The following is a 21604-nucleotide window of genomic DNA, read 5'->3' as shown; positions in this document are numbered from 1 at the left end:
AAAAATTAAGAGCAAGGAGTCAGTTTAACGTATGTTTCCTTGCCAGAAACTGATCAATTTACGATTTTACTTTAATTTACATCTTTTTAATGCAGCTAATTGAATTCTACTCGATCGGCCATTGAAATTGACTTAAATAAAATCATAATAATTGTCACTAATGTTGAATTAAATCATTGCTGCTTGGCAAGAGGGATGAAAAAATAACCCGTCCTTCCAGCAAGGAAGCCCATATTTCGCAGGGAATGAGAGGAAAATCATGGTGAACACAGACGTATCCCATCCAGAGTTTACCCGTGACGATGTCGATGTTTTGTCGATAACGCCGTTGTACCAAGGCTTTTTTACCATGGCGCAGTACCGTTTTCGTCATCGCTTGTTTGCCGGGGGCTGGAGCGAGCCAATGACACGCGAGTTGTTTGAACGCGGTCATGCCGCGGCATTATTGCCGTATGATCCGATCACCGACAGTGTGGTGATGGTTGAGCAGTTCCGTGTGGGTGCCTTGGCGGCTGAGTGTTCACCGTGGCAGATGGAAATTGTGGCGGGCATCATTGAAACTGATGAGATCTCGGAAGAGGTGGTGCGCCGTGAAGCGGTGGAAGAGGCCGGTGTCACGGTCAGTGAGCTGCATAAAATTACCCGTTACTTGTCCAGCTCGGGTGGCTGCTCGGAAACCTTGGATATCTTTGTCGGTCGGGTCGATAGCACTACGGCCAAAGGTATTCATGGGTTAGCAGAAGAAGGCGAAGACATTCGTGTGCACGTTCTGTCTCGCGATCAAGCCTATCAGTGGGTCGAATCGGGTAAAATTGAAAATGCGGCATCCATCATTGCGCTACAATGGTTGCAATTGAATTATGCACGTTTGCAAGCAGGAGCCAATCCTGCCTAGACAACCCCAAAGGAAAACGATTGAATAAGCGATACTCTGTTGATTTTGCTGGTATCATGCGGCTCTACGAAACCAATTATGCGAAATTGCTCCCCTTGTTGCCAAAGAGCGATCAGGTGGGGGATCGCTGCGTTTACCGTGTCTTGGATCAGGAATATCACCTGACTGTGACAGAATCGACCCGCTATACCACGGTGATCACACTGGATTTGGTCACGAGCGAGACAGGCGAGATCGTTCCTGATTACCTGATCCCAAAAATGACGATTCGCTTGTACCATGATGCAAGGGTCGCAGAAGTGTGTTCTGCTCAGCAGACTTCCCGCTTGAAGGCGCGGTATGATTACCCTAATTTACGTATGCATCAGAAAGACGAAAAACATCAAGTGAATCGTTTTCTGGGTGATTGGTTAGCCTATTGTCTTAAGAACGGGATCAGCAGACAGTCGGTATGTTAATTTAGATAAACAAGGTTTTTGACGTTTTGCAGAACTACACGCTGCCACAGGCGGACCCCGCTAGCGTGGTGCTACTTCAAATTACCGACACCCACTTATTTGCCAATGATGGCGGTAGCTTACTGGGCGTCGCGACAAAAGACAGTTTCCATGCCGTGCTGGATGGGATCGCGGCCAGTGCATGCCCGTTTGACGCTATCGTTGCCACGGGCGACATCTCGCAAGATCACACCGAGGCCTCCTATCAGCGCTTTAGCGAGGGTATCGCACGCTGGTCGCAGCCGTGTTTCTGGCTGCCGGGTAACCACGATTACCAACCCAGCATGCAGGCGATGTTGCCGTCACCGCAAATCAAACCGTGCCATCATGTCTTGGCCGGCGACCATTGGCAGGTCATTTTACTCGACAGCCAAGTGGTGGGTGTGCCGCACGGTGAGCTCAGTGACAGCCAACTGGCGATGCTGGATGAGGTACTGACCCGTTACCCTGAACGCCATGCCGTGGTGTTGCTCCATCACCATCCGTTGCCTGCGGGCAGTACATGGCTCGATCAGCACCAGTTGCACAATGCCGACGCATTCTGGCAGGTCGTGGCGCGCCACCCGCAGGCGCGCGCCGTATTATGTGGCCACATTCACCAAGAATTGGATCGTTACCATCAGGGTGTCCGCGTGTTAGCCACGCCGTCAACGTGTATTCAGTTCCAGCCCGATTCCCATGACTTTGCCTTGGATCAGAAAAACCCCGGTTGGCGATTACTGACCCTCAAGGCCAATGGCGAGTTGGAGACGCACGTGCAGCGCTTAGAAGGGCACGCTTTCACACCGCATTTTGATGCTGCAGGATATTAAATGAAACCGTTGCTACTCTATATCCATGGGTTTAACAGCTCACCGAAGTCGCTGAAAGCCACATTGATGGCCGACTATTGCCAACGCGTGCGACCGGACATTCGGGTTGAAGCCCCGCAGATCCCGTGTTATCCCGCTGACGCGGCTGCGTTTCTGGATGAGTTAGTGACGTCATTGGCGGGAGAATACCGCATTGGATTGGTCGGCAGTTCGCTTGGCGGATACTTATCCACCTGGCTTAATGCGCGTTACCAATTGCCGGCGGTATTAGTGAATCCGGCCGTAAAACCGTATGAATTACTGCAAGACTACTTGGGTGAGCAGGAAAACCCGTACACGGGTGAGCGCTACTGGTTAGCCCCGCATCACATGGATGCCTTGCGCCAACTTGACGTGACTCACATCGCTTACCCTGAGCAGCTATGGCTGTTACAACAGGAAGGGGATGAAGTCTTAGACTATCGCCAAGCGGTGCAGAAGTACGCGACTTGCCGGTCAAATATTGAACCTGATGGCGATCACAGTTTTATCGGTTTTGACCGCTACCCAGCACAAATCATCGATTTTTTAGGGCTTTAACGCCCTTTTTTGATCAAGCTCGACTCACGACAGTGGGCCGCATTCTCGACCCTCGCTTGACAACCAAGTGGGGGTTACTGACTATTGTGACAAAAACATTCCGTACTTTCCGTAATTATGACAGAGCAAAGCTATAACGCTGGAGCCATTGAGGTTCTAAATGGCCTTGAGCCAGTCCGCCGCCGTCCGGGTATGTATACCGACACGGTTCGGCCAAACCACCTTGGCCAAGAAGTCATCGATAACAGTGTCGATGAAGCCTTGGCTGGCCATGCCCGTAAAGTTGAAGTCATTCTCCATACGGACCAATCCCTTGAAGTGATTGATGATGGCCGGGGTATGCCGGTTGATATCCACCCAGAAGAAGGCGTGTCCGGGGTCGAATTGATCCTGTGTAAACTGCATGCCGGGGGTAAATTCTCGGGCAAAAACTACCAGTTCTCGGGTGGTTTGCACGGGGTAGGGATCTCGGTCGTGAACGCCCTGTCGACCCGTGTTGAAGTCACGGTAAAACGCGATGGCCAAATTTATCAAATCGCCTTTGAACATGGCGATAAAGTCTCCGAATTGGAAGTCATTGGCACCTGTGGCCGCCGCGCAAAAGGCACGAGTGTGCACTTTTGGCCGGATCCCAAGTACTTTGACAGCCCGAAATTCTCCGTATCACGCCTAAAGAGCAACCTGAAAGCCAAAGCCGTACTGTGCCCAGGGCTGGAAATTGTCTTTACCGACAAAAACAGCAATGAAACCCTGACTTGGTGTTATGACGATGGCCTGAAAGACTACCTGTTAGAGGGTGTCAGAGGTTACACCCTGTTACCGGAAGACCCGTTCACCGGTGCATTCAGCGGCCAGACAGAAGCGGCTGATTGGGCGCTGTTGTGGTTGCCGGAAGGGGGCGAGTTGGTGGGTGAGAGTTACGTTAACTTGATCCCAACCGCGCAAGGCGGTACCCATGTCAACGGTTTACGTCAGGGCTTGCTTGATGCGATGCGTGAATTCTGTGAATTCCGTAACCTGTTGCCACGTGGCGTGAAACTGACGGCCGATGACATCTGGGAACGGTGTGCGTACGTGCTGTCGGTGAAAATGCAGGATCCGCAGTTTGCCGGTCAGACCAAAGAACGTTTATCGTCGCGCCAGTGTGCGGCGTTTGTGTCCGGCGTAGTGAAAGATGCCTTCAGCTTGTGGCTGAACGAGCGTCCGCAATTGGCTGAGCAATTGGCCGAGGTGTGTATTGCCAACGCCCACCGCCGTTTGCGTGCCAGCAAAAAAGTGGTGCGTAAGAAAATCGCCTCAGGCCCAGCACTGCCGGGTAAATTGGCGGACTGTTCGCAGCAAGACTTGAACCGCACCGAACTTTTCTTGGTGGAAGGGGACTCGGCAGGGGGCTCGGCCAAGCAGGCCCGTGATCGTATGTTCCAAGCGATCATGCCGTTGCGCGGTAAGATCTTGAACACGTGGGAAGTTTCTGCCGATCAGGTATTGGCGTCACAAGAAGTGCACGACATTTCTGTGGCCTTGGGGATTGATCCTGACAGCGACGATTTGAGCGGCCTGCGCTACGGTAAAATCTGTGTCCTTGCCGATGCGGACTCCGATGGTCTACACATCGCGACCCTGCTGTGTGCCTTGTTCATGAAGCACTTTGAAGCCTTGGTGCGTGCCGGTCACGTGTATATCGCGATGCCGCCGTTGTACCGTATCGACTTGGGCAAAGAGGTGTATTACGCCTTGGATGACGCCGAGAAAGAAGGGGTACTGGTGCGCTTGAGTGGCAAACGTGGCAAAGTGAACGTGCAGCGATTCAAAGGGCTGGGTGAAATGAACCCGCTGCAGCTGCGTGAAACCACGATGGATCCGAACACGCGCCGTTTGGTGCAGTTGACGATCGATGACGATAGCCAGACCAATGAAATGATGGACATGCTATTGGGCAAAAAGCGCGCAGAAGATCGTCGTCATTGGTTGCAGAGCAAAGGCGACAAAGCGGACATGTAACCGTGGGACGTCACGTGATCGCGTTTACGCGCGCGTTGCGTGACAGCCTGATGTGTGCGTCTATCGCAATCAAAATCATGGGCAGGTGGGCGCAATAAGCCGGCCTGCACCGAGCAAGATGAAACGGAATACCCAACGATGACTGATGTCTCAATGGATGGCGTCGAGCAGCTTCCGCTACGGAAGTTTACCGAAGATGCTTATCTGAATTATTCCATGTACGTGATCATGGATCGTGCCTTGCCGTTTATCGGTGATGGCCTCAAGCCAGTACAGCGTCGTATTATTTATGCGATGTCAGAACTGGGCTTGTCAGCAACTGCGAAATACAAGAAATCCGCCCGTACCGTGGGTGACGTGTTGGGTAAATACCACCCACACGGTGACTCTGCGTGTTATGAAGCCATGGTACTGATGGCGCAGCCGTTCTCTTACCGCTACCCGTTGGTGGATGGTCAGGGTAACTGGGGTGCACCGGATGATCCGAAATCGTTCGCCGCAATGCGTTATACCGAATCGCGCTTGTCCCGTTTTTCGGAAATATTACTGAACGAATTGGGTCAAGGCACTGTTGATTGGGGTCAGAACTTCGATGGCACCATGAAAGAGCCAAAAATGATGCCGGCGCGTTTGCCGCACATTTTGCTCAATGGTATCACCGGTATTGCCGTGGGTATGGCGACGGATATTCCGCCGCACAATGTCCGTGAAGTGGCCAATGCCGCCGTGCATTTGCTTGAACACCCGAAAGCCGATCTCGATGAGGTAATGGGTTTTGTCCAGGGACCAGACTACCCGACAGAAGCCGAAATCATCACCTCTAAAGTGGACATTAAGAAGGTCTACCGCTCGGGGCGAGGCAGCATTCGCATGCGTGCGGTATGGCATAAAGAAAACGGCGACATCGTGATCACGGCCTTGCCGCATCAAGTGTCGGGCTCAAAATTGTTGGAGCAAATTGCCGCGCAGATGCGCGCGAAAAAGCTGCCAATGGTCGAAGACTTACGTGATGAGTCGGATCATGAAAACCCGACCCGTATCGTGATTGTCCCGCGTTCTAACCGTATTGATAGCGAACAGTTGATGAATCACCTGTTTGCGTCGACGGATCTGGAAAAAAGCTTCCGCGTGAACCTGAACATGCTGGGCCTGGATGGTCGCCCAGAAGTGAAAGGTTTGGTGGAGATCTTGAACGAATGGTTGGTGTTCCGCCGTGACACCGTTCGCCGTCGTTTGCAGTACCGTTTGGACAAAGTGACTGCGCGTCTGCATATCTTGGAAGGTTTGCTGGCCGCTTACCTGAACATTGATGAAGTGATTGAGATCATCCGTACCGAGGACGATCCGAAAGCCGAGTTGATGTCACGTTTTGACCTGAGCGCCATTCAAGCTGACGCTATCTTGGAAATCAAGCTGCGTCAGTTGGCGAAGCTGGAAGAGTTTAAAATTCGCGGTGAGCAAGACGAACTGGCAAAAGAGCGTGATCAGCTAGAAAAACTCCTGGGTTCAGAGCGTCGTTTGAATACCCTGATCAAGAAAGAAATTTTGGCCGACGCCGAGAAATACGGCGATGATCGTCGTTCGCCATTGGTTGAGCGTGAAGAAGCCAAAGCCCTGACAGAGCGCGAGTTGATCCCGTCAGAAGCGATCACCGTGGTATTGTCAGAAAAAGGCTGGGTTCGTCACGCCAAAGGCCACGAGGTTGACCCGTCGACCTTGAGCTATAAGTCGGGGGACAACTATTTGGCCCACGCACGCGGTAAGAGTAATCAGCCGGCGATCTTCTTGGGATCTGACGGCCGCAGTTATGCGCTGGAATCACACAGCCTGCCATCAGCACGTAGTCAAGGCGAACCGGTCACCGGTCGCTTGAATTTGACGCCGGGTACCAGCATGCGTCAGGTCATGATGTCAGAAGATGATCAGTTGTGGCTAATGGGCTCCGATGCGGGTTACGGCTTTATCTGTAAAGGGACCGACATGGTCTCGAAGAACAAAAACGGTAAAGCCTTGCTGACGGTACCGGAAAATGCCACGGTGATGTCACCGCAGCGCATTGCCGATTTGGACAATGATGAAATTCTGGCCATTACCAACGAAGGCCGTATGTTGCTGTTCCCGATCAAAGACTTGCCGCAACTCGGTAAGGGTAAAGGGAACAAGATCATTAACATTCCGGCGGCGCGATCAAAAGCCCGCGAAGAGTTCTTGTCTTACTTGGCGGTGTTGCCACAAGGCAGCCACATTACGTTGCATGCCGGTAAGCGTAAGTTGGGTCTCAAGCCGTCAGACTTGGAGAACTTCCGTGGTGAACGCGGCCGACGCGGGGCCTTGTTGCCACGTGGTTTGCAGCGCGTCACACGCTTGGAACTCGATGACGCATCAGAGCCGACCGTGGAATAACGGCGTTCTTCGATCCTGTCAAAGCCCTCTGTTTTAGAGGGCTTTTGTCTTTCTTATCCACGGTGGGAATGACGATGAAGACGGGACGTTGCACCGATGATCACAGGCGTGAGCAAGGTGGTCTTATTTGTCGACATAAAGGGTGTTTTTTCCCGCTGCGTGAGTATACTAGCGAACGCTTGTACGCCGAGGAGTAGTCAATGATTTTTATTTTGCGCATGATCGCTGTCGCGATTTTTGCCGTTTTAATGTTCGTGTTCGGCTGTGGCTATTGCCTGCTGAGTCCACGTAATCCCAAACACGTTCATACGTTTGGTCGTCTGTTCAGCAAAATGTCCCGTATTTTTGGGATCACGCTGGAATTTCGTTACGCACCGGGTGCCGATAAAGTCGGGCCGAGTGTGTACATCGCTAACCACCAAAACAACTTTGACTTGTTCACCGTATCAGGGGCGGTGATGCCGCGTACCGTGACGGTCGGTAAGAAAAGCTTGGTGTGGTTGCCGTTATTTGGTCAGTTGTACTGGCTGACCGGTAACATTTTGATTGACCGTGCAAACCGTACCAAAGCGGTGGGTACCATTGGTCAGGTCGTGGACAAGATCAAATCACGCAACGTGTCCGTGTGGATGTTCCCTGAAGGCACACGCTCTCGCGGCCGTGGTTTGTTGCCGTTCAAAACCGGTGCGTTCCATGCCGCCATTGGTGCGCAAGTGCCGGTAGTTCCGATTGTGTGTAGCAGCACCGAAGGTGTTAAACTTAATCGTTGGAATAACGGTGTGGTGATTGTTGAAATCATGCCCCCGTTATCAACGGAAGGTATGACGAAGGAAGATGTGCGTGAGCTGTCCAACCGTAGTCGTGCCATCATGGAGCAGAAGCTGAATGAACTGAATGCCGAAGCGGCCAGCCGTTCAGCAAACTGAGTCGCTCCGCCCAGGATGTTGCCTGAGTGAAGTACCATAAGGACATGTCATGGCATGTCCTTTTTTATTGGGTAGTGGTAGAAGGCATGAGTGAAGAACACGTAATTTTAGTGGATGTGCACGGCCATGCTGTGGGCATGCAGGAAAAAATGCAAGCCCACCGTGATGGGGCGCTGCATCTGGCTTTTTCAGTGTTGCTGTACCGAGAAGGCATCGCAGGACGGGAATATTTACTGCAACAGCGTGCGATGGGGAAATACCATAGCGGCGGGTTGTGGACTAATACGTGCTGCTCACACCCGCGTCAGAATGAAACGCTGGCGCAGGCGGGGATCCGTCGGTTAGCTGAAGAAATGGGGATAGCGGGTGTCACCACATTGACCGACATGGGTCACTTTATTTATCGGGCAGAGCTGGATAATGATCTGATTGAACATGAGCTCGATCATGTGCTGGTGGCAGACGCTTCGACGGTGTCTGTGGTACCCAATCCTGATGAAGTGATGGCGTACCGCTGGTGGCCACAAGCCGAGTTGCAACAAGCGATGGCGGCAGAGCCTGCACTGTTTACGGCGTGGTTTCCGCAAGTGTTGGTGATGGTGTTGGCGGCGCGTTAAGCGATAGCGAACACGGAAATAAACGTCATAAAAAAAGCTGCCATGGGCAGCTTTTTTTGTGGTCGAGGGACGCGTTAGGCAACAGCCTTATTTGCGAACAGCGATCGCTTCGATTTCGATTTTCACGTCTTTTGGTAGGCGAGACACTTCTACGCAAGAACGTGCAGGGTAAGGGGCGTTGTGCTCATCAAAGAATGCGCCGTATACCTCGTTAACGGTCGCGAAGTCGTTAAGATCTTTCACGAATACCGTCATTTTTACAATATCAGCCACTTTCAGGCCAGAAGACTCAACCACCGCCTTCACGTTTTCAAGTGATTGGCGTGCTTGCGCGGCGATATCATCAGCCACTTCACCCGTTTGTGGGTTCACTGGGATCTGACCAGAAGTCAGTACCATGTTACCAAGATCAACACCTTGTACATAAGGACCAATTGCGGCAGGTGCTTGCTCGGTGTGAAGTACTTGAGTCATTGCTTATCCTTTCTTTATCAGAGTTTGTAAATCAGGGTTTGAAAATCAGAGAAGGCTAGTGTGCTACTCAATGCAATCAAGGTCAAAGGGTTTTCTGAGCGGCACCGTGTGAACCTCTCATAAGCAATATCTTTATCACTTTATTTCGACAATGGAAGGGCATTGTTGACGCCAAATTCTCCTTGGTAGCATATATCACCAGTTTTATGGGTTAACCCCTGTGGGTTAGCCTGATCTATTTTGGGGTTAGAACCACATGTGTTGGTGAAGATGGGGGGATGCTTTGCTTGTGGATGATGAAGGATCAAGGGAGGCATCGTGAGCGGTGGATGAGCCATCGTCGGCGGATGACGCTCGGCTATCCGAGGCAAACAGATGGCTTGTTCGGGCTGTATTGTTGGCGTGGTTGCTATCGGCACGGGTAGTGCTTTCAGCCCGCGAGGCAGACGTTGCCGACGGAACCTGTGTGCTTTGAGCGGGCATGGTTGGCGCGAGAGAGGTGCGGTTTAAGCGGGTTACATACTCCGAGACTTGCGCCTGACGCAGTGCTGGGCTTGCCTCGCTGGGGGCAATGCCTAAGGCCGCCAGCCAATCGAAAATGAGCGGCGCAGGCAGAAACTGACTGTAACGGGCGGCCGGGCGCAGGTTACGTAAATCTTCGGGGTTGTGCACAATGGCGATGGTGATCCCGGCGATTTCGCCATCCGCATTGAAAACAGGCCCACCGCTCATGCCTGACATCACCGGTGCATCGCTCAAGGAGTAGAGACAGCGGGTGTTGGTATCAATCACATCTTGCAAGTATTTGCCTTCCCCCCGAATGCTGTTACCCAACAGCGAATGCCCCAAGTGCTTCACGGATTGGTCAGGGTAAATCAACCCCCAGCGCGGCACGCTGTTAGAAACGCGAGGCACCAAAGCTAAGTCACAATCCGGGTGGTAAATGATCCCCACATCCCACGACAGTTGGGCGACATGTTTCGCGGTGATCAGGTAGCGATCATTGACTGGCACGGCCGAGCCAAAGCCCCCTAACAATAGCGGAACACCAATCACCACCATTTTATTGGCACTGTTCGGCGCCGCCGATTCAATGGTGCCGTTACTGGCAATGCAGCCACACAGCCAAGCACTGCTGACGAGTAACAGGGTGGGAAGGGGCGACCGCAACGGACGAGTCCCCCGATGAATATCATGAAAAGCAGATCGCATTGTGCGAAAGAAAGAAAACGGCATGCCACTGACCTTGTTTTTATTGTTGTGATGAAGAAGCAACGGGCCGTCATGTGGTGAGCGTTAGCCCTTCGACGGCGGGTTCTTTTTCAAGGTAGTGGGCGGGGGGAGGGGAAAGGCGCGTTAGAAATGAGAATAAGAAAGCCGACTCAAGGTTGAGTCGGCTTTCTTAGCTAAGAAGCGGAAAACCGCTTAGTTAAGACAGGCTTGCCTGCTGGCGCTTGTCTTAGATGTGCTCGGTCACGACTTCACGTGAGAATACTTTCTCACAGTATTTACACTTAAGCTGAATGTCATCACGCTTGGTGATCACCATAAAGCTGCTGTCGACTGGCTCACCGTGTGAGATACAGTTGCTGTTCGGGCACTTGAAAATGGCACGGATCTGGCTTGGTAGTGATAACGCCAGTTTCTTTACCACTTCGTAGTTTTCGATCTGGTTAACGGTGGCTTTCGGGGCATACAGAGCCAGTTGGTTTGCCTGATCTTCAGTGATGAAGGTGTTTTCAATTTTGATCAGATCTTTGCGGCCTTGCAGTGACGACGGCAGGTTCAAACCAATGGTGACACGCTCTTGCGTGGTGTGCATTTTGAACAGCTTCAACACTTTGATGCCGATGTTTGCCGGAATGTGGTCGATCACGGTACCGTTTTTGATCGCTTCGACCTGAAGTTGGGTTTCTTTTGTCATGGGTATCGTCTCTCCGGCTTAAAGTTCTTCGTTCAGGACCAAGGCCAACAGGGCTTCACGGGCATATACCCCGTTACCGGCTTGCTGGAAGTAGTAGGCATGCGGGGTATGATCCACATCGACCGTGATCTCATCAATACGCGGCAGCGGGTGAAGCACTTTCAGATTAGTACGGGCGTCGGTTAGCATGCAGGCGGTTAGAATGTAGGCCGCTTTCATGTGTACGTATTCAGATTCATCAAAGCGCTCTTTCTGTACGCGGGTCATGTACAGAATATCCAGCTCAGGGATCACTTCTTCCATGTCGCTGTGCAGGCTGTAAGCGATACCGGCTTCGTCCAATTCTTCGCAGATGTAATCTGGCATCGCCAGGGCTTCCGGCGCGATGAAGTAAAATGTGATGTTGTTGAATTTCGACAGGGCCTGAGTTAAGGAATGCACGGTACGGCCGTATTTCAGGTCGCCAACAAATGCCACGTTCAGGTTATCCAGACGGCCTTGTGTTTCGTAGATGGTGAACAGATCCAACAAGGTTTGTGTCGGGTGCTGGTTTGCACCGTCACCCGCATTGACGACAGGTACACCGTGAGAGAATTCAGAGGCTAAACGTGCCGCCCCTTCACGAGGGTGGCGCATCACGAACGCATCCACATACGATGAGATCACCTGAATGGAATCCGACAGGGTTTCACCTTTGTTCGCCAGTGACGTGTTTCCTGGGCTATCAAAGCCGATCACGGTGCCACCCAGACGCTGTACCGCGGTTTCAAACGACAAACGGGTACGGGTGGATGGTTCAAAGAAGCAACTCGCAACCACTTTGTTTTTCAACAGTGTTGGATTTGGATCGGCTTTTAACTTGCCGGCCGTTTCGACGACCAGTTCAAGATCACTACGGCTTAGCTCCGGGATGGAAATAATGTGCTTTTGAAACAGCGGATTCGCCATGGCTTCTCTTCCCTCTACAATCACGATGATGATACACGCCTGCTTTCCCCTTGGGGACAGGCAAAAAAAAGCCTCCTTAGAAAAGGAGGCTCTTTTTACGAATAATAAGAAAAACAAAAAATGGCACCGCCGCCGCGCAGCGACGAGATAGCATCAAGGTGTTGATAACCAATGGGCGCATTTTCTCTTTCTCTTTAGACAAATTGCGAAGGATTATACCCCCATTTTTTGTTACCGCAAGCGTTTGCGCAGACAAATCTTACGCAGCCTCATACCAGGTTTGGTTTACTGACCGAGCGTCGCGACCATCACCGCTTTGATGGTGTGCATGCGGTTTTCGGCTTCATCAAAGACAATCGAGTGCGACGACTCAATCACTTCATCCGTCACTTCTACGCCGTTGGCTAATACGGGGTAGGTTTGCGCCAGCTCTTTACCTATGGTGGTGTCTTCGCCGTGGAAAGCGGGCAGGCAGTGCATGAATTTGACCTGTGGGTTACCGGTGGCTTTGAGCATTGCCATGTTGACTTGATACGGCAGCATCAGGTTAATGCGTTCATCCCATGCTTCTTTGGCTTCGCCCATCGAGACCCACACATCGGTATAGAGGAAGTCACACCCTTTCACGCCTTCTTCCACATTTTCCGTCAGAGTGATTTTGGCCCCGGTTTCTTCGGCGATGGCTTGGCATTGCGCGACCAGTTCGGCCTCCGGCCAGAAGGCTTGTGGGGCGACAAGACGAATGTCCATGCCCATTTTCGCCGCGCCGACCATTAATGAGTTGCCCATGTTGTTGCGGGCATCGCCAAGGTAGGCAAAGGTCATGTCGTGCAGTTGCTTGCCTCGTCCGTGCTCTTGCATGGTGAGGAAATCCGCCAGAATTTGGGTCGGATGAAATTCATCGGTAAGCCCGTTCCACACCGGTACCCCTGCATACGCGCCCAGCTCTTCCACCACGGCTTGACCAAACCCACGGTATTCAATGCCATCGTACATGCGACCGAGTACGCGAGCGGTGTCTTTCATGGATTCTTTATGGCCGATCTGGGAACCCGAGGGGCCGAGGTAGGACACGCGCGCCCCTTGATCAAAGGCCGCCACTTCAAAGGCACAGCGGGTGCGGGTGGAGCTTTTCTCAAAGATCAGGGCGATGTTTTTACCGGTGAGGCGCGGTTGCTCATAACCATTGTATTTGGCTTTCTTCAGCTCGGCTGACAGAGACAGTAAGTGATGAATTTCACGGGGGGTGAAGTCGAGCAATTTTAGGAAGTTACGGTTACGTAGGTTAAAAGCCATGATGTCATCCTTTTTGATCGTGTCTCTCTAGTTCGCAAACGGCCATCTGTCCCAATGGGTAAGGCCGTTTGTTGATGTTATGGTCTATTGTTAGCGTATTTTTGCTAAAAAGTGAATAACTATTCTTTATTATTGCAAGTATATATTGATATTGCGCGGGGAGCAGCGAGGAAAAGCCGGTGTAAGCCGCAATAAATGCGTGTGAAAAGGGCTAAAATTGACATGGCAATTCTGGGCAATCCATGCGATATTTGCGATCGAATTTATTCCACAGTTGGAGTTACCCCATGTCTTATGCAGAACTGATTGCAGAGCAGAAGGAAGAAACGCGCGAGATTATCGAAGCGTTGCTTGAAGATGGCAGTGAGCCAGATGCCCTTTACACGATTGAGCATCACTTTTCAGCCGATACCTTTGAAGAGCTAGAAGCTGCGGCAGTTGAAGCTTTCAAGATGGGCTTTGAAGTATTAGAAGCGGAAGAGCTTGAACTGTTACCGGAAGAAGGTGGCGGTAAAATCGTGTGCTTCGATGCTGTAATGGAATCAGCATTGAATGCAGAAGTGATTGATGAGCAAGCTGAAAAGCTGATCGCTCTCGCTGACAAGCACAACATCGACTACGATGGTTGGGGTACGTACTTCGAGTCTGATGAAGACGAAGATGAAGATGATGAGGACGACGAGGAGTAATTTCCCGTTTGACGATCTTCCCGTATCGATGCAAAAAGCTGCCTATTGGCAGCTTTTTTTGTGCCTGTTATTCGTGCCTATTCATGGGGAGAAAATGGCGTTGTTATGGTGTTAGAGGGCTTTCAACAAGCGGATCTCACACGCATCGTGCCCCGTGGTGCCTAGCGCGTGGGGGAGCGGCGCAAACCCCATCCCTTCATAGACGCGCAGCGCCGCGTGTAAACAGGCCGTGGTTTCTAAATAGCAGGCATCAAAGCCTTGTGCACGAGCAAACTTGAGTGCGGTGGCGGTTAAGCGACGGGCAAACCCTTTGCCACGCAGTTCGGGAAGGAAATACATCTTTTGCAATTCACACACCCCCGGCTCACCGATCAACGGGGCGATCCCACCGCCGCCGAGAATGCGGTTATTTTTTTCGATGACCCAATAGGCACACTCGTTGCTGGCATACACGTCACTGAGGCAATCGAGCGTGGGATCGGCCACGCCATACCCTTTATCGGGTGTGAGACCAAATTCCGCCGACACGCGGCGTACCACTGCTGCCATGGCGGCGTTATCTTGTGGGGTCAGCTGGCGGAACGTATAGCCTTGTTGCACCTTGGTAACTTGCATGGCCTTGATATATAGGTTCAGGCTGGTACCCAGTTGGGTGATTTCATCACTGTCTAATTGATCGAGAAAATCGTCAACTTGCTGATTGAGCTGCTGGTGAAGCATCGTCAATTTGTGCTGGCCAGCCAGCGTGAGTTGGTAGCATTGGCGGTGAGGATCGGCCGGGTGTGCTGCCGTGCAGACTAAGCCCTGATTGAGCAAAATAGCCAGTGTGCGGCTGGCACGAGGTTGGTCGATCCGCAACTGTATTGCCATGTCATGAGCACAAAAAGGCTGCGTGCCGAGTTCGATTAACGTATGTGCTTCGACAGGGGTGAGATCCATTTGCCCGCATTGGCTGTCGAGCATGCCCAACTGACGAATGAGTAAACGGGACTGTTGACGCAGGGTGGAGGCATCCATGGGCGTGTCTGTGTGATAGGAATATTTCCCTACTATGCAAGGAACCCTTCTTTGGCGTCAATCTCAACGGGAAAAGAATGCGAAATCCTTGTGAAGTTAGTCGCACTCCGCTTGGTTAAAATATATGCAATGAATGGCGTGGATTATGCTATGCCACAGGATAAAAATGGCAGATTAACAAGGATGTTAAACATGGAAAATCAGATCCGGTTTTATGGTCGGGGTGGGGAATTTTTTGGCATATGGATAGTGAATATTCTTTTGAGTGTGGTGACGCTGGGGATCTACTCCGCATGGGCGAAAGTGCGCACGAAGAAGTATTTTTATGGCAATACGGATCTCGCGGGTGATCGGTTTGATTACCATGGTGATCCGGTTCAGATTTTAAAAGGGCGGATCGTTGCCATTGTGTGCGTGTGGATCTGGTTGTTTTCTTCCAAGTTGTCTCCCACGGTGACCGGTATCTTGTTTGTGCTGTTTATGGCCATCATGCCATGGTTGGTGTACAGCAATACCCGTTTTGACGCGAGAATGACGAGCTACCGCAATGTGCGGTTTAATTTTGTGGGGACGTTGAAAGATGCCTATATCGTGTTTCTGGGCGGGCCGATCGCTGCGTTCGCGGTGATTTCTGTGTGCGCCACATTGTCGCGTGTGATAAGTGGTTTTTCGAGTATTGTTGGCGGACTGCTTGGCTTGGGTGTGGCCGCTCTGGCGTTTGTGGCGTATGCGTGGGTCGGTATGCGTATCTCGTCGTATTTTGCTAACGGTTACTGCTACGGTCATCGCCGCTTTAATGCCGTGCTGATGACCAAAGAATACGTGAAAACGTATTTGTTAGCGGGGCTGTTAGGCGGGGGGATTAGCCTATTGATGGTGCTGGTGATCAGCCTTGTTGTGGGGATCTCGTCTTTGCCATTGCTGGCGACAGATCCGACGGCAGTGGGTATTGCCGCCATGATGTTCGCTGGTTTTTTCATCTACATCGGCATGTTTGTGGCGATGCTGGTGGTCAGCGGGTTTGTCCATGCGCGTATTCGGAATTATGTCTTTTCGCAGATCAGCACTGATGGTGAGCCGCCATACGGTTTGGGATCGCGGATGACGGCAGGCAGCTTGGTGTGGTTGCATTTGACCAACTTCTTCTTGGCTGTGATCACTTTGGGTTTTGCTCGTCCATGGGTGATGGTACGCAGTGCCCGTTATGTGGCCGATACCACGGCCGTGTATGGGGATATGTCGCAGCTCACGGCGCACGGAGAAGACTATAGCGATGACTCGGCGCTAGGGGATGAAATGGCCAATGCCTTTGATCTTGATATAGGTATTGGATGATCAGTCACGGGATTTGTTATCCCCCTTGTCGTGCTGAAAAACAGCCGGCAACACTGACCGTGTTGCCGGATGGGCAGGTGCATTTTGTGTCGGACGAACGTGTGCAAATGCTCCCTATGGACGAGATCATAATCAGTCCGCCGCTGGGCAATGTGCCGATGAAGGTGACCTTGCCTGATGGCACCTTGTTCATGCCAGAAGATGCAGCGTCACTCTCTCACGCTTTTGCGGGGCATACGCGCGGCAGCTTCGGTCGTCGCTTACACCGCTTAGAGCGTCATACCCCGATGATTGGGGTGAGTGTGGTCGTCACGGTGCTGTTGTGTGTGGCGTTTTTTACCCATGGTATCCCGTGGCTATCGCGGGCCTTGGTCGTGGTAGTGCCTACCCCCATTACACAACATGTGGGTGAGCAGGTACTCGACACACTCGATACCCACTTTTTGTCTCCGTCGACGTTGAGTGTAGAGAAACAGCAAGTCGTGTTAGCGCAGTTTGATGCCTTGCAGGCGGCATTGGGCCCGTTCCCGATGCCGCCGCGGTTGTTGTTTCGCTCATGGGATCAGGGACCGAATGCGATGGCGTTGAGTGACGGCACTGTGATTGTGCTCGATAGCTTAGTCACCATGGCGGAAACGCCCGAGCAACTCGCGGGTATCTTACTGCACGAGTTGGGGCACGTGCAGCATGAGCATGTGATGGTCGCCTTGGTGCGCTCGGCGTTGTTGTCAGTCACGATGATGGCGATCACCGGAGAGAGTGGTGGCGTGATTGATACACTCAGTGGGGCGGGGGTATTTGTTATATCACAAGGCTTCTCACGCTCGGCGGAAGAAGAAGCCGATGCGTACGCCGCTGAGCACATGCAGCAACTGTACGGCAGCGTTGCCCCTATGCAGGCGATGTTTCAAGCCTTGCTCGACAGCGCGGAAGACGAAGACGACGAGACTATCCCACAATGGCTGAGTACGCATCCGGGATTAGCAGAGCGGATAGAGGCGCTGGCACGCTAATATCGTGTGATGAATAAACCAAAAGGGGGGGAGCCATTTCGTTATGGCTCCCTTTTTTATTTTTCAGACTGTATTACGCGTGTTGGTGTAGACAGAAGTTTGGCGTCGTATTGTGCACGGTGTGTTCAGCGGTGCGAGTGTGTTCTGTGTTGCTATGACGCAGCCAGACTTTCTCGTGGAAGTAGTAAGCCACACTGTTCAATGCGGGTTCTAACATTGCCATCACCCCACCGATAAAGGCATCCCCCGTTAATAGGTAGACCACACTGAAGGCGACCGTGAAATGGACGGTGGCAAAGCTAGCGGTTTTCCATTGGGTTTGGGTTTGACGGGCTTTCAATGCAGGAACGGATGCCCATGCTTTCTCATGGAAATAGAACGCCACAGTGTTAACGGAAGGCTCAATCATCGCAATCAAGCTACCGATAAGCAGGTCACCAGTCAGCATGTAAGCGACACTAAACGCAATGGTGAAATGGAGTGCAGCAAAGGTCAGTGTCTTTTTCATGATGATGTCCCCTTTAAGGCGATGGTTGAATGTGTCGTTGGTGTGTCCTGTTTCGATGAATACATTATTGAGAATTACTCTCATTTAAGCTAGTGGGTTGTAGGGATTAGTTTGATAGGTGAAAACTATCAAACAGACAGAAGAGAGATGACGTTAACGACACATAAAAGAGAAAGGGGAAAAGTCAGAGAAAGTGATGGTGAGAGAAGGCTGGGCAGAGTGTAGAAAACAAAAAAGGTTGGCCCGAAGACCAACCTTTTTTATTTAGTGTGTGTCAGCGTACGAAACGCGTGAGACTTACAGTGCAGCGATAGTCGCTTGTTGCTCAGCCAGTTTCACTAAGGTTTCTTTGTAGCCGTCAAGCTTCTCACGTTCTTTTGCGATAACGATTTCAGGGGCTTTAGCGACGAAACCTTCGTTGCCTAGCTTGCCTTCGATACGCTTGATCTCACCTTCTGTTTTGGTGATTTCTTTCGCCAGACGCGCTAGCTCTGCATCTTTGTCGATCAAGCCTGCCATTGGGATCATCAGCTCAGATTTCGCCACAAGTGCCGTTGCACATGCAGGTGTCTCTTCGCCGTCCGCCAATACGCGTACGGATTCTAGCTTCGCCAGAGACATCAGTACTTGCTTGTTCGCTTCAAGACGTGCGGCATCTTTCTCATTGGCTGCTTTTAGCATCACATCCAGTGGTTTACCTGGGTTGATGTCGTATTCAGCACGTAGGTTACGGATGCTAGTGATGAAGGCTTTCACCCACTCAATGTCATCAAGCGCGTCTTGGTTGAAGTTCGCTTCATCAAACTGAGGCAGCGCCTGCAGCATGATGGTCTCGCCTTCCACACCGTCAACCAATGGCTTGATGCTCTGCCAGATGGTTTCAGTGATGTAAGGGATCACAGGGTGAGCAAGACGCAGTGTCTTCTCAAGCACAGTGATCAATGTACGACGCGTACCACGCTGTTGCGCTTCTGTGCCTTTCCATAGTACTGGCTTCGTCAGTTCTAGGTACCAGTCACAGAATTGGTTCCAGATGAATTCGTACAGGGTGTTCGCAGCCATATCTAGACGGAAGTTGTCGATATGGTTGTTGAACGCTTTCGCTGTCAATTCAAACTGAGACTCGATCCACTTGTCCGCCAGTGAGTACTCGATGTCGCCACCGTTGAAGCCGCAATCTTTTTCTTCGGCGTTCATCATCACGTAACGGCTAGCATTCCATAGCTTGTTACAGAAGTTACGGTAACCTTCCAGACGCTTCATGTCCCAGTTAATGTCACGGCCTGTTGAAGCCATCGCTGCTAGGGTGAAACGTAGGGCATCCGTACCGTAAGGTTCGATACCGTCTTCAAATGTCTTACGGGTGTTCTTCTCAATCTTCGCGGCAAGCTGAGGCTGCATCATGTTACCACAACGCTTCTCAACCAGAGACTCAAGGTCGATACCGTCAATCATGTCGATTGGGTCAAGAACGTTACCCTTAGACTTCGACATTTTGTCGCCGTTTTCGTCACGGATCAGGCCCGTTACGTAAACCGTCTTGAATGGGACTTGTGGCTTGCCGTTTTCATCTTTACAGAAGTGCATGGTCATCATGATCATGCGGGCAACCCAGAAGAAGATGATGTCAAAACCGGTAACCAGTACATCAGACGGGTGGAAGGTTTTCAGATCATCAGTTTGCTCAGGCCAGCCTTGTGTACCGAACGTCCACAGCGCCGAAGAGAACCACGTATCCAGTACGTCATTGTCTTGGTTTAGTACGACAACAGGGGCAAGGTTGTTGTTTGCACGTACTTCTTCTTCAGTACGGCCAACGTAGACGTTGCCATCGTTGTCGTACCAAGCTGGGATGCGGTGACCCCACCATAGCTGACGAGAAATACACCAGTCTTGAACGTCACGCATCCAAGAGAAGTACATGTTTTCGTATTGCTTAGGCACAAACTGAATGTCGCCGTTCTCAACCGCTTCAACCGCTGTTTTTGCTAGCGGTGCAGTACGTACGTACCACTGGTCAGTCAGCATCGGTTCGATCACCACGCCACCACGGTCACCGTAAGGTACCTGTAGGTCGTGATCTTTGATTTCTTCTAGTAGACCCAGAGCGTCAAATTCTGCCACGATCGCTTTACGTGCCGCAAAACGTTCCATACCGTGGAATTGTGCAGGCAGTTCAGCGCTGTATACGTCAGCAGCTTCGCCGTTGGTGTTGAACACTTCTGCCGTGTCGCGGATGTTCGCGTCAAACGTCAGAATGTTGATCATCGGTAGGCTGTGGCGTTTGCCGACTTCATAGTCATTGAAGTCGTGCGCAGGCGTGATTTTTACACAACCTGTGCCTTTTTCCATGTCCGCGTGCTCATCGCCCACGATAAGGATGCGACGGCCAACAAGCGGCAGGATGATTTCTTTACCGATCAGATCCATGTAACGCGGATCTTCTGGGTTAACAGCCACACCGGTATCACCCAGCATGGTTTCAGGACGCGTCGTGGCTACCACGATGTAGTCTTTACCGTCTGCGGTTTTCACGCCATCAGCGAGTGGGTAGCGGAAGTGCCACATGTGGCCTTTGGTGTCTTTGTTCTCGACTTCAAGGTCAGAGATCGCAGTGTGCAGTTTTGGATCCCAGTTAACCAAGCGCTTACCACGGTAGATAAGATCGTCTTCGTACAAGCGTACAAACACTTCTTGTACCGCGTTAGACAGACCGTCATCCATGGTGAAGCGTTCACGCTCCCAGTCTACGGATGCGCCAAGGCGACGTAGCTGCTTGGTGATCGTACCGCCAGATTCCGCTTTCCATTCCCAGATCTTGTCGATGAACGCATCACGGCCGTAGTCGTGCTTGGTTTTGCCTTCTTCAGCAGCAATTTTACGTTCCACAACCATCTGCGTTGCGATACCCGCGTGGTCAGTACCGACCTGCCATAGGGTGTTCTTGCCTTTCATGCGCTCGCAGCGGATCAGGGTATCCATGATGGTATCCTGGAACGCGTGGCCCATGTGCAGGCTGCCTGTGACGTTTGGTGGTGGGATCATAATGCTGTAAGCAGCTTTAGTGGTATCACCGTGAGGCTTGAAGTAGCCAGCCTCTTCCCAGCGCTGGTATAGCGCCTGTTCAATTGAAGTTGGGTTGTATGTCTTGTCCATAGCGCTCTTAGAAGGATCTTTGTGGAATTAGGGCGTATCAGGGGCAGCGGCGGTCTGAAGCTGAATACCGGCTTGTCGGTACTGCTTATACCTTTCCCGTGCCAACTGCTTGAGTTTTTCATCGCAAGGAACGAAGTCTACCACTTGTGAGAAGGTTACGGCAAAATTTGGTGCCTCTTGGCTCAAATTTATCAGCATGCCGCGCCGCCCACTGTGGCGTAAGCCGGGCCAGCCAATTTCAACCGGTGAACCGCCGCGTGGGCCTTCGCCGATCAAATTGTGTGGCACGAAGTTATCGGGTTCCTGTTGCCATAAATACTCATCTAGCTGTTCTGCTTGGTGTTTGCTTTCTGCAAGCAGGTAGACTTTGTGTCCCTGACGGTAACTCATGGCTGCTTGATGGCAAGCGAAATGCAACGCATAGTCATTGTCTGCGGCCAAATGCTTTTCATCGATAATATAAAAAGTAGCATGAGTCATTGTGATTACTCCAATAAAACAAGGGGGCCAATGG

Annotated in this window: 20 protein-coding genes; 11 read left to right on the top strand and 9 right to left on the bottom strand. The window is 51.6% G+C overall.

Annotation, left to right across the window (positions count from 1 at the left end):
• Positions 1-259: 259 nt before the first annotated feature.
• From nudF to idi, 8 genes are all read left to right on the top strand, one after another.
• Complete coding sequence (nudF, locus tag L4C36_RS06470) at positions 260-895, top strand: ADP-ribose diphosphatase (protein WP_428476977.1); 636 nt, start codon at positions 260-262, stop codon at positions 893-895.
• Positions 896-915: 20 nt separating this feature from the next.
• Entirely contained in the window at positions 916-1353 is a 438-nt protein-coding gene (locus L4C36_RS06465; protein WP_428476976.1) for a DUF1249 family protein, read from the top strand.
• A 26-nt stretch (positions 1354-1379) separates the two neighbouring features.
• Entirely contained in the window at positions 1380-2204 is an 825-nt protein-coding gene (cpdA, locus tag L4C36_RS06460) for a 3',5'-cyclic-AMP phosphodiesterase (RefSeq protein WP_428476975.1), read from the top strand.
• On the top strand, positions 2205-2783 hold the full coding sequence (gene yqiA / locus L4C36_RS06455) for an esterase YqiA (RefSeq protein ID WP_428476974.1): 579 nt from the start codon (positions 2205-2207) through the stop codon (positions 2781-2783).
• Positions 2784-2900: 117 nt separating this feature from the next.
• Positions 2901-4784, top strand: coding sequence for a DNA topoisomerase IV subunit B (gene parE / locus L4C36_RS06450; protein WP_428476973.1), 1884 nt, complete (start codon positions 2901-2903; stop codon positions 4782-4784).
• A 138-nt stretch (positions 4785-4922) separates the two neighbouring features.
• Positions 4923-7187: a DNA topoisomerase IV subunit A gene (gene parC / locus L4C36_RS06445; RefSeq protein ID WP_428476972.1), complete on the top strand. Its 2265-nt coding sequence runs from the start codon at positions 4923-4925 to the stop codon at positions 7185-7187.
• Positions 7188-7387: 200 nt separating this feature from the next.
• Complete coding sequence (locus tag L4C36_RS06440) at positions 7388-8113, top strand: 1-acylglycerol-3-phosphate O-acyltransferase (RefSeq protein ID WP_428476971.1); 726 nt, start codon at positions 7388-7390, stop codon at positions 8111-8113.
• 86 nt (positions 8114-8199) lie between these two features.
• Complete coding sequence (idi, locus tag L4C36_RS06435; protein WP_428477060.1) at positions 8200-8730, top strand: isopentenyl-diphosphate Delta-isomerase; 531 nt, start codon at positions 8200-8202, stop codon at positions 8728-8730.
• Positions 8731-8817: 87 nt separating this feature from the next.
• Here the strand turns inward: idi and L4C36_RS06430 are convergent, their stop codons facing one another.
• From L4C36_RS06430 to L4C36_RS06410, 5 genes are all read right to left on the bottom strand, one after another.
• The gene (locus L4C36_RS06430) at positions 8818-9204 is read right to left on the bottom strand and encodes a Rid family detoxifying hydrolase (RefSeq protein ID WP_428476970.1); all 387 of its coding nucleotides are present in this window, start codon (positions 9202-9204) and stop codon (positions 8818-8820) included.
• 246 nt (positions 9205-9450) lie between these two features.
• Positions 9451-10374 (bottom strand): S1 family serine peptidase, encoded by a 924-nt coding sequence (locus L4C36_RS06425; protein WP_428476969.1) that lies wholly within the window; start codon positions 10372-10374, stop codon positions 9451-9453.
• A gap of 289 nt (positions 10375-10663) precedes the next feature.
• Entirely contained in the window at positions 10664-11128 is a 465-nt protein-coding gene (pyrI, locus tag L4C36_RS06420; protein ID WP_428476968.1) for an aspartate carbamoyltransferase regulatory subunit, read from the bottom strand.
• 18 nt (positions 11129-11146) lie between these two features.
• The gene (pyrB, locus tag L4C36_RS06415; protein ID WP_428476967.1) at positions 11147-12076 is read right to left on the bottom strand and encodes an aspartate carbamoyltransferase; all 930 of its coding nucleotides are present in this window, start codon (positions 12074-12076) and stop codon (positions 11147-11149) included.
• A 285-nt stretch (positions 12077-12361) separates the two neighbouring features.
• A complete protein-coding gene (locus tag L4C36_RS06410) occupies positions 12362-13372 on the bottom strand; it encodes an ornithine carbamoyltransferase (protein WP_428476966.1) in 1011 nt (336 codons plus the stop codon).
• A gap of 287 nt (positions 13373-13659) precedes the next feature.
• On the opposite strand from L4C36_RS06410, the gene rraB reads away from it, so the two are divergent.
• Positions 13660-14061: a ribonuclease E inhibitor RraB gene (gene rraB, locus L4C36_RS06405; protein ID WP_428476965.1), complete on the top strand. Its 402-nt coding sequence runs from the start codon at positions 13660-13662 to the stop codon at positions 14059-14061.
• A gap of 111 nt (positions 14062-14172) precedes the next feature.
• Here the strand turns inward: rraB and L4C36_RS06400 are convergent, their stop codons facing one another.
• Entirely contained in the window at positions 14173-15078 is a 906-nt protein-coding gene (locus L4C36_RS06400; RefSeq protein WP_428476964.1) for a bifunctional helix-turn-helix transcriptional regulator/GNAT family N-acetyltransferase, read from the bottom strand.
• 192 nt (positions 15079-15270) lie between these two features.
• Here L4C36_RS06400 and L4C36_RS06395 point away from each other — a divergent pair, with 192 nt between their 5' ends.
• A complete protein-coding gene (locus tag L4C36_RS06395) occupies positions 15271-16413 on the top strand; it encodes a YjgN family protein (RefSeq protein WP_428476963.1) in 1143 nt (380 codons plus the stop codon).
• Positions 16410-17426 (top strand): M48 family metallopeptidase, encoded by a 1017-nt coding sequence (locus L4C36_RS06390; RefSeq protein WP_428476962.1) that lies wholly within the window; start codon positions 16410-16412, stop codon positions 17424-17426. The genes L4C36_RS06395 and L4C36_RS06390 overlap by 4 nt, the downstream gene beginning before the upstream one ends.
• Positions 17427-17499: 73 nt before the next feature.
• Here L4C36_RS06390 and L4C36_RS06385 read toward each other — a convergent pair whose 3' ends face one another.
• From L4C36_RS06385 to L4C36_RS06375, 3 genes are all read right to left on the bottom strand, one after another.
• Positions 17500-17934, bottom strand: a complete 435-nt coding sequence (locus tag L4C36_RS06385; RefSeq protein ID WP_428476961.1) for a DUF2061 domain-containing protein — start codon at positions 17932-17934, stop codon at positions 17500-17502.
• A 297-nt stretch (positions 17935-18231) separates the two neighbouring features.
• Positions 18232-21090 (bottom strand): valine--tRNA ligase, encoded by a 2859-nt coding sequence (locus L4C36_RS06380; protein ID WP_428476960.1) that lies wholly within the window; start codon positions 21088-21090, stop codon positions 18232-18234.
• A gap of 27 nt (positions 21091-21117) precedes the next feature.
• Positions 21118-21570: a DNA polymerase III subunit chi gene (locus L4C36_RS06375; protein ID WP_428476959.1), complete on the bottom strand. Its 453-nt coding sequence runs from the start codon at positions 21568-21570 to the stop codon at positions 21118-21120.
• Positions 21571-21604 lie beyond the last annotated feature (34 nt).

It is taken from the genome of Photobacterium japonica (assembly GCF_050337005.1).
In the GTDB taxonomy this organism is placed as follows: domain Bacteria; phylum Pseudomonadota; class Gammaproteobacteria; order Enterobacterales; family Vibrionaceae; genus Photobacterium; species Photobacterium japonica.
This window is presented reverse-complemented; position numbering and strand designations above follow the sequence as displayed.

Coding starts and splice junctions, on each gene's coding strand:
- nudF (WP_428476977.1), top strand. CDS start 260: ATGGTGAACACAGACGTATCCCATCCAGAGTTTACCCGTGACGATGTC.
- yqiA (WP_428476974.1), top strand. CDS start 2,205: ATGAAACCGTTGCTACTCTATATCCATGGGTTTAACAGCTCACCGAAG.
- parE (WP_428476973.1), top strand. CDS start 2,901: ATGACAGAGCAAAGCTATAACGCTGGAGCCATTGAGGTTCTAAATGGC.
- parC (WP_428476972.1), top strand. CDS start 4,923: ATGACTGATGTCTCAATGGATGGCGTCGAGCAGCTTCCGCTACGGAAG.
- L4C36_RS06440 (WP_428476971.1), top strand. CDS start 7,388: ATGATTTTTATTTTGCGCATGATCGCTGTCGCGATTTTTGCCGTTTTA.
- idi (WP_428477060.1), top strand. CDS start 8,200: ATGAGTGAAGAACACGTAATTTTAGTGGATGTGCACGGCCATGCTGTG.
- L4C36_RS06430 (WP_428476970.1), bottom strand. CDS start 9,204: ATGACTCAAGTACTTCACACCGAGCAAGCACCTGCCGCAATTGGTCCT.
- pyrI (WP_428476968.1), bottom strand. CDS start 11,128: ATGACAAAAGAAACCCAACTTCAGGTCGAAGCGATCAAAAACGGTACC.
- pyrB (WP_428476967.1), bottom strand. CDS start 12,076: ATGGCGAATCCGCTGTTTCAAAAGCACATTATTTCCATCCCGGAGCTA.
- L4C36_RS06410 (WP_428476966.1), bottom strand. CDS start 13,372: ATGGCTTTTAACCTACGTAACCGTAACTTCCTAAAATTGCTCGACTTC.
- rraB (WP_428476965.1), top strand. CDS start 13,660: ATGTCTTATGCAGAACTGATTGCAGAGCAGAAGGAAGAAACGCGCGAG.
- L4C36_RS06400 (WP_428476964.1), bottom strand. CDS start 15,078: ATGGATGCCTCCACCCTGCGTCAACAGTCCCGTTTACTCATTCGTCAG.
- L4C36_RS06395 (WP_428476963.1), top strand. CDS start 15,271: ATGGAAAATCAGATCCGGTTTTATGGTCGGGGTGGGGAATTTTTTGGC.
- L4C36_RS06390 (WP_428476962.1), top strand. CDS start 16,410: ATGATCAGTCACGGGATTTGTTATCCCCCTTGTCGTGCTGAAAAACAG.
- L4C36_RS06385 (WP_428476961.1), bottom strand. CDS start 17,934: ATGAAAAAGACACTGACCTTTGCTGCACTCCATTTCACCATTGCGTTT.
- L4C36_RS06380 (WP_428476960.1), bottom strand. CDS start 21,090: ATGGACAAGACATACAACCCAACTTCAATTGAACAGGCGCTATACCAG.
- L4C36_RS06375 (WP_428476959.1), bottom strand. CDS start 21,570: ATGACTCATGCTACTTTTTATATTATCGATGAAAAGCATTTGGCCGCA.